Source organism: Pseudonocardia sediminis (assembly GCF_004217185.1).
Lineage (GTDB): Bacteria > Actinomycetota > Actinomycetes > Mycobacteriales > Pseudonocardiaceae > Pseudonocardia > Pseudonocardia sediminis.
This window is the reverse complement of the sequence record NZ_SHKL01000001.1, coordinates 5,037,531-5,051,040: the sequence shown is the minus strand read 5'-3', so window position 1 is coordinate 5,051,040 and position 13,510 is coordinate 5,037,531. Positions and strand designations below refer to the sequence as shown.

Genomic DNA, 13,510 nt, shown 5'->3' with positions numbered 1-13,510 from the left:
GCCCGAACGGCCTCAGGGCTTACCGACCCCGGATGGAAGGCCGATGTCCTTGAACAGGCCCCAGGGCGGAGGCGGGTCGAGATATTCGCTCTGGTTGACCGCGTGCGTGACGCACCCGGTCGCGGCGTAACGATCACGGTCCGCGTCGCTACGACTGATCGTGAGAATCACCGGGTGGTGGGCCGAGGAGAGTGAGTCGGCGGCCCACTGCTGGCTGCACCCGTACGGCCCGAAGTAGTCCTGCTGGCCGTCGTGGTACTCGATGACACCGCCGTCAGCGAGAGAGTTCCCGTGCTTGGTGCGGTCGGGGAATCCGCCGCCCGTGCCACCGACGTCGCCGGCCTCCCAGGTGCCGTTCGTGATGAAGATCAGTCCGTGCTCGTCGGCCACCCTCCGGAACACCTGACTGATCGCCACCGCACCGTCGTAGTACTCCTGCTGCTCGACGCGGGGCCAACTGGTGTAGGCGGTGCCCCACGGCCTGCTACCCAGATCATCGGCGAACCACCCGCCCATGTGCGGGTTCTCCCGCACCATCGTTTCCAGGACGCATTCCAGCTTCAGCTGGACGACGGCGCCGGGCCTGGTGTCGGTGATCCGGCCCCATGAGTTCGACGGGCTCCCCGGCCAATCGGGGACGGCGGGTCCACACGACGACTCGTCGAACAGCAGCTGGTGGTAGCGGCCATACGAGTTCTTGATCATCGGGTCGAGGTACACGAGGACGGTGCCACCCGCCTCGGCAACCGTGCGAAACGCCGGATCCCGGTAGTTGTCACGCCCGGCGACCACGAGGCCACCCGGCTCGGCATACGCTGTGGCGCCTCGAGGATCGCCGCTGTACACGAACGCCGTCGGCTGGGCGGATGCCGGGACACGATCCCCGATGGAATGTTCCCGGGGCGTCGAGGTGGGGTCCGGTGACCCGTCGGTTCTCGCCGTCCCGTCGAGCCGGGGCATCACGAGGACGACGGCGATCAGGGCGGCGGCGAACAGAGCCGCGAGGGCCGGGCCCCACGGGTGTCTCGACCGTCGTCGGAACATTCGGGCCTCAAGTCCTGTCCATGTGATCGGTGTCGGCCTCGTCGTGGTGCCGGACCATGGCCGAACGAGGCGCTCGCGACCTCTACGACGAGTTCGTGCGTGGGCCCCGGTCCGTTACGCCGGCCATTCTCGAGCCCCGCGGCGGCCGTAACGTCGACAGGGTGTCGGCGACATATTCCGGGACATGGATCGGAGCCGACCGGAATGACAACGCTGCTACTCGCCACCACCGGTGGTCACCTCCGCCAGCTCGACCAGCTGGCGAAGCGGCTGCGGCTGGACGACACCAGATGGATCACGAACGAGGATGAACAGTCCCGCGCACTTCTGGCCGGACGTTCCGTCGATTTCATTCCCTATGTAGGGCCTCGGGACGTCACCGGGGTCCTCCGCTGCGTGAAGAGTGCACACAGGACCTTCGGTGAGCGCAGCGTCCACACCGCGGTTTCGACCGGGTCCGGCGTCGCGCTGGGATATCTGCCCTATCTCGCCGCACGTGGAGTCAGCTGTCACTACATCGAGAGTGCGACGAGGGTCAGCGGTCCGTCGGTGACCGGGCGTCTCCTCAGTACCTACCCCGCGATCCGGGTCTACACGCAGTACCGCCACTGGGCGGGGCGGCGATGGTCGTATGCGGGGAACATCTTCGACGACTACGAGGTCCTCGCGAAGGCCTCGACGAGAAGTGACCGGTTCCGAGTCGTCGTCAGTGTCGGAATCGCGACCGGTTATTCGTTCCGACGGTTGATCGACCACCTGATCCCGATCCTTCGTGCGGGCGGCCGGCTGGAGCAACGGATCGGACTGCCGGTCGAGGTGACGTGGCAGACCGCCGGGACACCGACCGACGATCTGCCGATCGAGACGCGGGAGACGGTGCCCTCCGACGAACTCGGCGAACTCTTCGCGTCAGCGGATGCGGTGGTCTGTCACGCCGGGACGGGGTCAGCGGTCGCAGCGCTGCAGCAGGGGAGACGTCCGATCCTCGCACCACGACTTCCGTCCGTCGGCGAGATCCAGGACGACCACCAGGTTCAGCTGGCCGAAGAGCTCTCCTCACGTGGTCTGGCGGTCGCCCGGGACGCGTCCGCGATCTCGGTCGATGATCTGATCGCGGCTCGCGACGTACGGGTACGGAGCCGTACCGACGTCCCGGAGTTCCTGCTCCGGCGCTGACCACGTGACCCGGACGCGCAGGCAGGCCTGCTCAGACCATCGCAGCGGGTACGCGGACGAACTCCTCGATCTCCAGCGGGGCGAGGTCGGAGACACGGAGGAAGTCCCCGAGTGTGCTGCCGGTGGCACCGCTGTCGACGTTGCGGGGTCCCTTGCCCTGGAGAACGTCGTCGATGTTGATCGTCCGCAGGTCATAGGAGAAGCGCGTGACCCCGGACGTGTTGGGCGTCGACGCGTGAAGGTGGTTCGAGGAGAAGATGAACACATCACCGGCTCCCCCGGCGATCCGGATCTCCCCTCGGGACTCGAAGTCCTCCAGCGGCACAGGATGCGGTCGGGTGTCGGCGGTGGTGTTCGATGCAGCCGCCGGTCGATGAGTGGCGACCCATTCGTCGTAGTCGTAGGCGTTCGACGCGTTCTTGACCGGAACGTCGAAGTAATCGGTGAACATACTCATGACGTTGTCACCGACGACCGGGAAGACCGGCGTCCAATAGTTCACGAGCTGCTGAGGGTGGCCGTACCACATATCGCGATGGGCCTTGTAGTTGTAGCTGACCCCCGCCGTCAAGAACTGGTCGGAAGGGATGACGCGCAGTCGTGGAATATCGAAATAGGTGCGCTCCGGGTCGACGCCGAGGTCGGTCGCGAACCGCTGGCAGAGCTCTTTCGTGCGGTGGCCGTTCGTGAACTCGCGCTTGAGTGGCTCGACCCGGCTGATGAACTCCTCGACATCCATCGAATACTGAGCGCGTTCGGGGTCCAGACCGTCGAAGGCGTCGGCGATCAGTGCCTTGGCGTGATCGGCCAGGGCGTCCGCCCCTTCGATGTCGGTGTAGAGGAAGAAGTCTCCTCGGTAAAGCGACTCGCGGCGGCCGCCGTCGCTGATGCGTCGATTCAGATAGATTGTGATCACGGAGCTCTCCCTGTTGCTGTCGACGTCATATGAATCGTCCAGTATCGAAGTCAAGGGTGGCTCGTTCTCGAGATCACCTGCATCGACAGTTCTGATTAAATGCGCAAGGGTCATCATGGGTGTTTTGCGGACAGCTCTGTCACGCCTATTGATCGTGGTTCCGAGCCTTCGATTCGATGACCTTCGTGGTCGACTTCTGACGGATTCAGACGAGAGCGTCGCCGTGGTCGCCCCGTGCTTCGTCGCGGCTCCTCGACCGGATCCAGGCCACAGTCCTTCGAATGCCGGGCTCCAGAGGGACGCCGGGCCCGAGCCTCAGCTCGTGGCGGGCCCGAGAGACGTCGAGGCAGCTTCGCCGCACCTCGCCCGCACGTGGCGGGCGGTGGTCGATCCGCCATCGTTCGGGAGGCACGCCTACGGAGTCACCCACGGCCCTGGCGAGCTCCAGTACCGAGATCTCCGTTCCGCTCCCCACGTTGAAGACGCGATGGCCCACCCCGTCGGTCGTCGCGGCCGCGATGTTCGCAGCCGCTATGTCGTCCACATAGACGAAGTCTCGTGTCTGCAGCCCGTCCCCGAACACGATCGGACGTCGTCCCGCCAACGCAGCATCGCAGTACAAGGCGATGACGCCGGCGTCACCATCGGGGTCCTGTCGGGGGCCGTACACGTTTCCATAACGAAGGACCCTCACGTCGAGGGCACGCGTGCCGGCGAACCATTCCCCGTAACGTTCCGCCGTCCACTTGCTGAGTCCGTAACCCGACGCCGGAGCGGGGATCGCCGACTCCGGTGTCGGGATCACGGCACCGTCGCCGTAGATCGCGCCTCCTGTCGAGCTGAGGACGATTCGAGGAACGCCCACCTCGGCCGCCGCAGTCAGAACGTTGAGGGAGCCGATGATGTTCACGTCGGCATCCATCGCCGGGTCCGCCATGGACGCACGGACGTCGATCTGGGCCGCGAGGTGAAAAACGACATCTGGGAGGAACTCCGATGCCGTCCTACGTACGGCGTCGGCGTCGCGGACATCAGCGGTGACCATGCTGACTCCTGTGGCAAGAGCTGAAGCCAGATTGGACAGAGATCCCCGGCTGAGGTCGTCCAGCACGCAGACCGCGTCGCCTCGGGTGACGAGCATGTCCACGAGGGTGGAACCGACGAAACCGGCACCTCCGGTGACCATTGCACGCATGTAACCCCCTGCGAGTGTCTGATCGCGGTTCCCGCGTGGCGCAACCGACAGATGTGCGCTGGTGGGCTCGTCGCAACGGGAAGAAGTGTTAGCGCGATGCGACCCGTCGGACCGTCCTGGCCCCAAATGAGGCAAACCGCTCGGTCATCATCCTCTTGGTCGGGTGAACAAGCCTCAGTACGCCAGGGGCGACCGTCAGTCCGGCGAACACAGCTCCTGCGCGGAGGGTCCATCGTTGTGCGAGAGCCTGGCGAGCCTCTGTGCGAGCCTCGCTGACATCCCCGGCGATGAATGCGAACCGTGCCCGTCGGAGCGCCTGCACGTACCGGGAGCGGCGCAGGCCGACCTCGAGCGCCGCGAGATCCTGCGGACGGCCGGACGCTCGGGCCGCCTCGACGTGCACCTGTTCGAGGCTGCGTTGCATCTGTCGCGAACTATCCGGATGATATGTCGCCGAGTTGTCGTCCAGCATGTACCGGCTCAGTCGGTCCGGGATTTCGACAATCGACCCGCCGGCACCCAGTATTCTCAGGTACAGCAGACGGTCCTCGATGTTGGGTGGGTCGCTGGAGTAGCCGCCACCGGCCGCCCAGGCCGCCCGGCGGAATGCCCCGACGTAGTAGAGCGGTCGGCCGGCGAGAAGATCGGTGAGTGTGACGCGAGCGGTGAACCTGCGATTGGCCAGGTTGGTACGGAAACTATGGTGCAGCGGTTCTCCGGTGGACGCGGAGATCAGATGGGCATCGCAACAGACGACATCGATGGCAGGATCGTCGTCCAGAATTCCGCCCATGCGTGAGCAGTACTCGGGCGTCAACTGGTCATCGCTGTGCAGGACCACCAGGTACGTACCTCGCGCCTGCGCGGCCGCTGCGTTGACCCCTCCGGAGACTCCGCTGTTCGTCTGACGGATCAGGCGTATGCGCGAATCGTCGGTGTAGCGCTGGACTATGGACGCAATCGTGTCGGACGGTCCGTTGTCGACCACGATGAGCTCCCAGTCGGAACGGGTCTGGGCGAGCACCGAAAGGATCATCGCCTCGAGCTTGTCCTCGGTCCGATATGCGCTGGAAAGAATGCTGATCGCAGGTGTCGGCACGGGGCTCGCCTCCGTCGGTCCGGTCAACTGCATCGCCGCCTCCTTATGAGATGTCGCCGATCGCCGGACGAGCCGGGCGGCACCTGCAATCTCGGAGAGGCCCTCCGGTCGTTACACGCCGTTCGTCGGCGGGGGATACGGACAATCCGGCCGAGTCGAAAGTGGTGTGACAGAGATCGTCGTCTCCCGGGTGCGGCAATAGGGCGTGCGGGTTCGGATGAATGGCGCAGTGCGTAACGACCTGGTCGTCTGCCCCGAGACCAGCCTTGTTCGGTGTCTGATCTGTCCGAATCCGTTGAAGAGGTGTCGAGATGGTCGCGGTCGTGAAGCAGGTGGTCCCGGTGTCCGTACGCCGTCGGGTCCGGAGCATCGGCGGGAGTGCGGTCTCGGCCGCCGCACAAACGGTCCGGGCGGGTGTCCGCTGGGGTGTCAGGCGTGCGCCCAGGCTCGGATCGGCGGTGGCCGGCTGGACGTGGCTCTGGCAGCCGGGGTGGAGCCGCCGGGAGCACGAGCGCCTGTATGCCGAGGTTGATCCATATGGCTTCGATCAGAAGCCGTTCGAGGCCGAGAAGTACCGGCGGCTCATCGACGCTCTCGGTGACCGGCGTTACTCGAGAGGACTGGAGATCGGCTGTAGCGAAGGAGCTTTCAGCGAACGCCTCGTCAAGCTCTGTGACGGGCTCGTCGCCGTGGACATCTCGGAGGCTGCCGTACGTCGGGCTCGTGAACGCACGACGGATCCGACCGTGAGGTTCGAGCGCCGAACCTTGCCCTACGACTGTCCGGAAGGCCCGTTCGACCTGGTGGTCTGCTCCGACATCCTCTACATGTGGGAGCCGGGCACTCTGGAGCTCGGGCTGGAGCTCATGAGCACTCGACTGCGTCCCGGCGGGAGGATCGCGCTCCTGCACTATCTCGGGGAACTGAGTGCCCCGATGAGTGGCGAGGGTGTCCATCAGAGTGCTGCTGCGGTTGCCCACAGACTCGGTCTCCGGCACGTCGGCGGCGCCGATTGGCCCGATTTCGGCCCGCACGGGTCGGGCTACCGGTACGACTGCTGGGAGCGCGTCGCGGTGTAGTCGGTCAGACGTGCCACATGCTGTCCGGGCGGACGTGGTTGCGGACCTCGCGTTCGAGCCCGTCGAGGAGTGTGCCCAGGCGGGTGGCCGGCATCCGGACCTTCCGGCGCCCCCGCAGCTCGACCCGTCCGTCGGAGATCGTCGCGAGCACGAACGCGCCGTACCCCCGGTCCATCGACGACGGCGTCGGCATCACCGAGAACAGGGCGGCACCGGGGCGGTGGTCGACCAGCGTCACCCCGGGCACGCCGGCGAGCGCGGCGACCGTGTTCCCCAGCGCGGCCGGGAGCGGCCCCGGGAGCTGCACCTCGACGACGCCCGCCGGCTCCGGGACGAACGTGTCCAGCATCGAGGTCTGCTGCGAGGCCCAGAGGTAGAGAGCGGCCATGGCCGCCAGCATCAGCCCGAACAGGACGAGCCAGGTCGAGAGCGGGAGGCTCGCGCGGAGCATCACCGGGAGCACGAGGGTGCTCATCCCTGCACCATCGCATTCGTGTCCATGCGCCGGACCTCGGTCAGGAACGACGACATCCGCCAGCGCAGCGTGTAGGCCTTCGTCGCGCCGCCGAGCACCTTCTTCGAGTACCGCGGGACGAACACCTGCACCGTGCAGCCGGTGGGACCGGGCTCGACGCGCAGCGCGATCTGCTGCCGGATGCCGCTCAGCAGGCCGGACTGGGCGACGACGGGGTTGCCCCAGTCGACGATCGTCCAGCCGGTCCCGGTGACGGTGCGTGCGAACGCGTCCACGACGTCGCGCGGCGCGAGCCGGGTGTGCACCGTGCGGGGCCGGAACCCGTTCGTCTTGAACTTGTCGTAGGCATAGGCGGCGACGCCGAAGCCCACGACGAGCAGGAAGAGGACGAGCACCCAGCCGACGGTCGAGCCGCCGGAGTCGGTGAAGGGGTCCGAAGAAGTCATGAGTCGCTCCGTTGCGCCGGTCGGCCGCGTTGTCACTGAGCTGTTCGACCGGAGGCGGTGCGCCATTGCGCTCAAGGCGGGAATGTCAGCAGTTGTGACGACGAGGTGGCCGGCGATGTCGGGTGTTCCCCCGACGTGGCGGGCCATGATCGGCATGGATTAGCGTCACGGTGGTGCAGAGATGGACCCGCAGGTGTGGCGGCACTCCGCCGGCATCGCCGTCGGTGGTCGGCTCCGCCCGCGGAGTGCCTCGTCCATTGACGCACGACGGGGGCGGTCCTGATCATCGGAGGCTGACGGGTCCGTGTCATGTCCCGGTCCGGTGGGGGTCTCGTCAGGACCGATGATTTGTCCGGTTCTCACGTAACGTGACCGATTCCGCGCCCGACCACCGATCGACTGACGTCCAGCACTGGAGAGCACCGTGCCGCCGAGCCGCTTCAACCGGACCGCGTGGCCGGAGGCCGGGGCGCACCGGGAGATGCTCGAGTTCCTCGACGCGGTCCACCGCCGGTTCGGGACCCGGTCGCTGCGCGAGGTCGGCAGGTCGATGCACCTGTCCTACAGCCGGGTGCACGACATCGTGCGCGGGATCTCGCTGCCGGTGTCCGAGGACCAGGTCCGGTCGCTGGTGTTCGCTCTGGTCGGGTCGCACGACGCGGAGGCGGAGCTCGTGGCGGCCCAGGCGGCCGAGCTGTTCGTCAAGGCCCGCCGGGCGCGCGACGAGGAGGGCGTCTCGATGGTGCTCCCGCAGCCGCCCACGGCCCCGGCTGCAGACGCTGATCCTGGGGTGACCGCCGTCGCCGAGGGGAACGGCGCCCCGGAGGTCGTCACCACCGACGCGGCGACGTCGAACGTCACCACCGACGCGGCGACGTCGAACGTCGCCACCCCCGACGGGCCCACGTCGAACGGTGCCGCCCCGGACGCGGTCACGTCGGACGATGCCTCCCCGACCGCTGGTCCACCGGATGTAGCCGCACCGGACATAGATACATCGGACGTCGCCGACCCGGCTGCCGAGACCGACGATGCCGGAGCCGTGGGGAGCCCGGTGGGGAGGGGGCGCGTCGTCGCTCACCGCGGTCTGCTCGCCGATGCCCCGACGAACGATGAGGTCGTACCCGGTCCAGGCGCCGGCCGGCCCCGTCGACGGTGGGGTGTCGCGGCCCTCGCGGCGGTCGTCGTCGTGGCGGTCACGGTCGTTGCCACCTATCTGCTCGTCCCGTCGTCGCCCGAGAGGCGCACCGGATCCGTCGTCCTGCAGGACTCGTTCAGCGGGACCGAGCTCGATCCGCAGCGTTGGCTCCCGCCCACCCGCGCCGACCTGATCTACCCCCTCGGCGGGGCCCTGCACTTCGTGGTCGGCCCGACCGACTCCGCGGACGGCGCGGAGTCGAGGCTCGAACCGCGTTCGATGGACGGGTTCCGCCAGATCTCGTTCGTCGTCGCCACCGCACGCGCCACGAAGCAGGGCCCCGGCGGAGCCGGGCTGACGCTGCGGCTGGCGGACGGGAAGAAGCACCGGCTGGTCTGGGGCCCGGGGGAGCAGGGTTCGCTCGTGGCCGCATTGGTGTGCTCGCGCGCCGTCTGCAACAACTACGACGACTTCGACCCGCCGGGCAGCTACGTGCTCACGCGCCCCGGAAACGGTTCGACCGACCGGGGCGAGGAGGTCCCGGTCCGGATCGTCCAGGTCGTCGACGGCACGGTGCAGTTCTTCGTCCGGGGCCAGCTCGTGGCACAGGGGCCTCCCGGCGACGCTCCGCTGCAGACGTTCAGCTGGGACCTCTACGGCGCGAAGTCCGAGGCGTGGGACCTGACGGTCAACTCGCTGATCGTCACCGACTGAACCGATTCCGCGGAACGTCGACGATTCCGCGTCGCCTCGCAGCGGGACGCCGGAGTCGCTATATCGTCAGGTCGACGACAGTTCTTTGGGTATGCCCCGAACTGTTTTCATCAAATTCGATGACTGACCCTTTCGCGGCTCCGCGATGACGTGAGGAGCACTCCGTTCGACCTAGTCAAACTGGTCTGTTCGGAGTAGCGCAAACTTCGTCGCCGCAGCTCATGGCCGAGATCGACGATCTTCGGTCAAGAACTGATAAAGGTCGCCCGACTTGTTCGGCGCGCGTATGAGGCGCGTTGTAACGGGGTGTCCCGAAGCGTCGATGAGACGTCCACAAGAGAGATGATCACCCAGGGCGGCGGTCCCGGAACGGGCTGCGCGCTCCATACCGTCATGCCCTTTTCCGTTTCCGTGTTCAGCGTGGAGGTACGCCAGTGTCCGCACCGGAGGCCGGGGGGCCGATCGGGGGCGCGCAGTCGTTGCGCGACTTCAGTCAGCTGTCCGGAGCGATCACCGAGCCGCCGCCCGAGGGCGAGACCTACCGGGTGCGCTACCGCAACCTGCACGAGGGCCAGGAGCGGCGGCAGTGGGTCAAGACGCTGGCCATCATCGGCGCGAACATCGGCTTCGAGCTGCTGTTCGTCCTCTGGCTGCTGCAGCCGGGCCACCACCCCGACGCCGACGAGCGCTGGTGGATCCAGGCGGCGAACGTGTTCGTCATCGGCTCGATCGCGCTGGTCGAGGGACTGCGGCTGATCAACGTGTTCTCGCTGTCGCTGGCCTCGGTGATCGCCCGCGACCCGGTCCCGGTCCGGCCGGACCCGACCCTGCGGGTCGCGTTCCTGACCACGATCGTCCCCGGCAAGGAACCGATCGAGATGGTCCGCGCGACGCTGGAGGCGGCGAAGCGCATCCGGCACGCCGGCACGTTCGACGTCTGGCTGCTCGACGAGGGCGACGACGACGAGGTCCGCGCGATGTGCGGCGAGGTCGGCGTCCGGCACTTCACGCGCAAGGGCGTCGAGGTCTACAACCAGCCCCAGGGCTTCTTCAAGGCCAAGACCAAGCACGGGAACTACAACGCCTGGGTGCACGCCGAGGGCCACCACTACGACGTGTTCCTCTCGGTCGACCCGGACCACGTGCCGCTGCCGAACTACGCCGAGCGGATGCTGGGCTACTTCCGCGACCCCGACGTCGCGTTCGTCGTCGGCCCGCAGTGCTACGCCAACTGCGACAACTTCGTCACCAAGGCCGCGGAGTCGCAGCAGTTCCCGTTCCACAGCCTGATCCAGCGCGCCGCCAACGCCTACGGCATCCCGATGCTGGTCGGCACGAACAACGCGATCCGGATCGACGCCCTGGGCACGGTCGGCGGCCTGCACGACTCGATCACCGAGGACATGGCGACCGGCCTGGCGGTGCACGCCCGGCGCAACCCGTGGACGGGGGCGCGCTGGCGCTCGGTCTACACCCCCGACGTCGTCGCGGTCGGCGAGGGACCGTCGTCCTGGACCGACTACTTCTCCCAGCAGCTGCGCTGGTCGCGCGGGACGTTCGAGGTGCTCGGCGGGCCCTTCCTCAAGCGTCTCTACCGCCTGACTCCGGGCCGGATGCTGCACTACGTCCTGATCACCACGTTCTACCCGTCGATGGCGATCGGCTGGATGCTCGGCGCCGTCAACGCGACGCTGTACCTGGCCTTCGGCGTGTCCGGCATCGTCGTCCCGCCGTCGCTGTGGCTGGCGCTCTACGTCGACGCCATCGCGTTCCAGACGTGGGTCTACCTGCGTAACCGCCGCTACAACGTCAGCCCGTACGAGCTCGAGGGCTCCACCGGGATCCGCGGGATGGCCATGTCGGTGCTGTCCGCGCCGATCTACGCCAGCTCGCTGTGGGCGACGATCCTGCGCCGTCCGGCCAAGTTCGTCGTCACGCCGAAGGCCGAGGCGGCGAGCCCGGACCGGGTCGTCACGTTCCAGCGGCACCTGCAGTGGTCGGTGCTGCTCGGCCTGGCCATCCTCGCGTCGTTCGCGCTGGGCTACGCCAACCTCGACGTCCTGATGTGGCCGGCGCTCGCGCTGCTGATCAGCCTCACCCCGGCGCTGATCTGGCTGGGCGGCATCTGGCGCACCCGCGAGGCGATGGCCACCGCCGCCGAGCTCGTCGAGGCCATGCCGTCGACCCTCTCGATCGACATCCCGTCCCAGACCACCACCCGTAGCAACGACCAGATCGGAGCCGTGGCGTGAAGCCGCGTCGTATCGACCGCATCCTGCGCGCCCTCAACGTGCGCCGCCGGACCGTCACCCTCGTCGCCGTCCCGGCGATCCTGCTCGGCGTCAACGTCCCGCCCGCCCTGGCGTGGGTCTCCGAGGCCCGGCACGAGGCGTACCTGCACAGCGAGGAGTACGTCGCCGCGCACGGGCGCTGGGACGTCGTCGAGCTGCCGGCGGACGTCCGCGTCAACGCCATCCACGCCGCGATGCTCCCGACGGGCAAGATCCTGCTGGTCGCGGGCTCGGGCAACGACGAGAAGCAGTTCGACGCCGGCACGTTCTCCACGCTCGTCTACGACCCGGCGACCGGTGAGGCGAACAAGGTCGACACCCCGTCGGACCTGTTCTGCGGCGGCCACGCGTTCCTGCCCGACGGCAAGCTGCTCGTCGCCGGCGGTACGCAGCGCTACGAGAAGCTCGACGGCCAGGTGACGAGGGCGGCCGGTGCGATGCGGGTGCGCAACGAGAACCCGGACGCCGGACGCGACTTCGCGAAGGGCACCGCCTTCCTCTCCCCGGACGGCCGCACGTACCTGGCCGACGCCGCGTTCACCGTGCCGCCCGCGGTCAAGAAGGGCGAGGGCGCGGACACGACCGTGACCGCCAGCGAGACCATCGTGTTCGTCGAGTCCGACCAGGAGGGGCACGGCGGCATGACCGACGCCCCGGCCCAGTACTCGGTCGCCGGTCTGGACCCGGCCGAGGCGAAGAACATCTACGGCATGGGCGCGCAGATGACCATGGCGAAGCAGGACTTCCAGGGCATCGCCGACACCTACGAGTTCGACCCGTTCGCCGAGAAGTACGTCCGCGTCGGGGACATGACCCAGAAGCGCTGGTACCCGACGCTGACCGGGCTGCCGGACGGGCAGGTCATCGCCGTGTCCGGCCTGGACGGCACCGGGCAGATCCTGCCCGGCCAGAACGAGGTCTACGACCCGGCGACGAAGCGCTGGACCGACCGGCCCGACCTGTTCCGCTACTTCCCGACCTACCCGGCGATCTTCCAGACCGGTCGCGAGGGCACGCTGTTCTACTCCGGCTCCAACGCCGGTTACGGCCCCGCCGACGCCGGACGTCAGCCCGGGTTCTGGAACCTCGGCGACAACTCGTTCCTGCCGGTCCCCGGCCTGCGCGACCCCGACGAGACCGAGACCAGTGGCTCGGCCTGGGCCGGGCCGGTGCAGGACCAGAAGATGATCGTCGTCGGCGGGGGTGGGGTCGGCGAGTCGCCGAAGGCCACCGCGCGGATCGACGCGATCGACCTGAAGGCGCCGCAGCCGGCGTTCACACCGGGTCCGGACCTGCGCACGCCCACCCGCTACCCGAACGTCGTGCAGCTGCCCGACGACAACATGCTGATCACCGGCGGGTCCCGCGACTACCGCGGCAAGGGCGCCAGCGACATCCTGCAGGCGAGCCTCTACACCCCGTCGACCAACAAGCTGACCGACATGGCCGACCCTGCGGTGGGCCGCGACTACCACGCCGAGGCGCTGCTGCTGCCGAACGGGCAGGTGCTCACCGCGGGCGGGAACTCGCTGTTCAAGAACGTCGACAACACCAAGCCTGCGCCGTTCGAGCAGCGGCTGGAGATCTTCACGCCGCCGTACCTGTTCCACGGCCCGCAGCCGACGATCGCGACCGCGCCCACCGAGGCGAAGCTCGGGGACACGGTGCCCGTGACGTCCCCGGAGGCCGCGAACATCGCGACGGCACGGCTGATCCGGCCCAGCGCCGTCACCCACGCCACGGACATCGAGCAGCGCTCGGTGGCCCTCGACATCGCCCGCAACCCGGACGGCTCGCTCGGCCTGCGGGTCCCGGGCGAGGCCACGATGGTGCCCCCGGGCTACTACATGCTGTTCCTGGTCGACAAGAACGGGACGCCGTCGACGGCGAAGTGGGTACACGTCACGTGATCCGTACCTCGGAACTGGCACACTCCG

11 protein-coding genes are annotated in these 13,510 nt (G+C 67.9%); 5 read left to right on the top strand and 6 right to left on the bottom strand.

Annotation, left to right across the window (positions count from 1 at the left end):
• Positions 1-12: 12 nt before the first annotated feature.
• Entirely contained in the window at positions 13-1,044 is a 1,032-nt protein-coding gene (locus tag EV383_RS23645; RefSeq protein ID WP_130291967.1) for a hypothetical protein, read from the bottom strand.
• Between the two features lie 204 nt (positions 1,045-1,248).
• Here EV383_RS23645 and EV383_RS23640 point away from each other — a divergent pair, with 204 nt between their 5' ends.
• Positions 1,249-2,220 (top strand): glycosyltransferase, encoded by a 972-nt coding sequence (locus EV383_RS23640; RefSeq protein ID WP_130291966.1) that lies wholly within the window; start codon positions 1,249-1,251, stop codon positions 2,218-2,220.
• Positions 2,221-2,251: 31 nt separating this feature from the next.
• Here EV383_RS23640 and EV383_RS23635 read toward each other — a convergent pair whose 3' ends face one another.
• From EV383_RS23635 to EV383_RS23625, 3 genes are all read right to left on the bottom strand, one after another.
• The gene (locus tag EV383_RS23635) at positions 2,252-3,136 is read right to left on the bottom strand and encodes a phytanoyl-CoA dioxygenase family protein (RefSeq protein WP_130291965.1); all 885 of its coding nucleotides are present in this window, start codon (positions 3,134-3,136) and stop codon (positions 2,252-2,254) included.
• A 205-nt stretch (positions 3,137-3,341) separates the two neighbouring features.
• Positions 3,342-4,322: an NAD-dependent epimerase/dehydratase family protein gene (locus tag EV383_RS23630; RefSeq protein ID WP_278044881.1), complete on the bottom strand. Its 981-nt coding sequence runs from the start codon at positions 4,320-4,322 to the stop codon at positions 3,342-3,344.
• Positions 4,323-4,419: 97 nt separating this feature from the next.
• The gene (locus EV383_RS23625; protein ID WP_130291963.1) at positions 4,420-5,463 is read right to left on the bottom strand and encodes a glycosyltransferase family 2 protein; all 1,044 of its coding nucleotides are present in this window, start codon (positions 5,461-5,463) and stop codon (positions 4,420-4,422) included.
• A 278-nt stretch (positions 5,464-5,741) separates the two neighbouring features.
• Between EV383_RS23625 and EV383_RS23620 the strand changes: the two genes are divergently transcribed.
• A complete protein-coding gene (locus tag EV383_RS23620) occupies positions 5,742-6,509 on the top strand; it encodes a class I SAM-dependent methyltransferase (protein ID WP_130291962.1) in 768 nt (255 codons plus the stop codon).
• 4 nt (positions 6,510-6,513) lie between these two features.
• On the opposite strand, the gene EV383_RS23615 is transcribed toward EV383_RS23620, so the two are convergent.
• Both EV383_RS23615 and EV383_RS23610 read right to left on the bottom strand, forming a co-directional pair.
• On the bottom strand, positions 6,514-6,984 hold the full coding sequence (locus EV383_RS23615) for a hypothetical protein (RefSeq protein ID WP_130291961.1): 471 nt from the start codon (positions 6,982-6,984) through the stop codon (positions 6,514-6,516).
• The gene (locus EV383_RS23610) at positions 6,981-7,430 is read right to left on the bottom strand and encodes a hypothetical protein (protein WP_130291960.1); all 450 of its coding nucleotides are present in this window, start codon (positions 7,428-7,430) and stop codon (positions 6,981-6,983) included. The genes EV383_RS23615 and EV383_RS23610 overlap by 4 nt, the downstream gene beginning before the upstream one ends.
• Positions 7,431-7,854: 424 nt before the next feature.
• On the opposite strand from EV383_RS23610, the gene EV383_RS23605 reads away from it, so the two are divergent.
• The 3 genes from EV383_RS23605 to glxA all read left to right on the top strand — a co-directional run bounded on the left by EV383_RS23605 (position 7,855) and on the right by glxA (position 13,483).
• A complete protein-coding gene (locus EV383_RS23605; protein ID WP_130291959.1) occupies positions 7,855-9,282 on the top strand; it encodes a hypothetical protein in 1,428 nt (475 codons plus the stop codon).
• 434 nt (positions 9,283-9,716) lie between these two features.
• Positions 9,717-11,534 carry a glycosyltransferase family 2 protein gene (locus tag EV383_RS23600; protein WP_130291958.1) on the top strand — a complete coding sequence of 606 codons (1,818 nt, stop codon included), beginning with the start codon at positions 9,717-9,719 and terminating at the stop codon, positions 11,532-11,534.
• Complete coding sequence (gene glxA, locus EV383_RS23595; RefSeq protein ID WP_242623268.1) at positions 11,531-13,483, top strand: radical copper oxidase GlxA; 1,953 nt, start codon at positions 11,531-11,533, stop codon at positions 13,481-13,483. Before EV383_RS23600 ends, glxA begins: the two co-directional genes overlap by 4 nt.
• Positions 13,484-13,510: the final 27 nt, after the last annotated feature.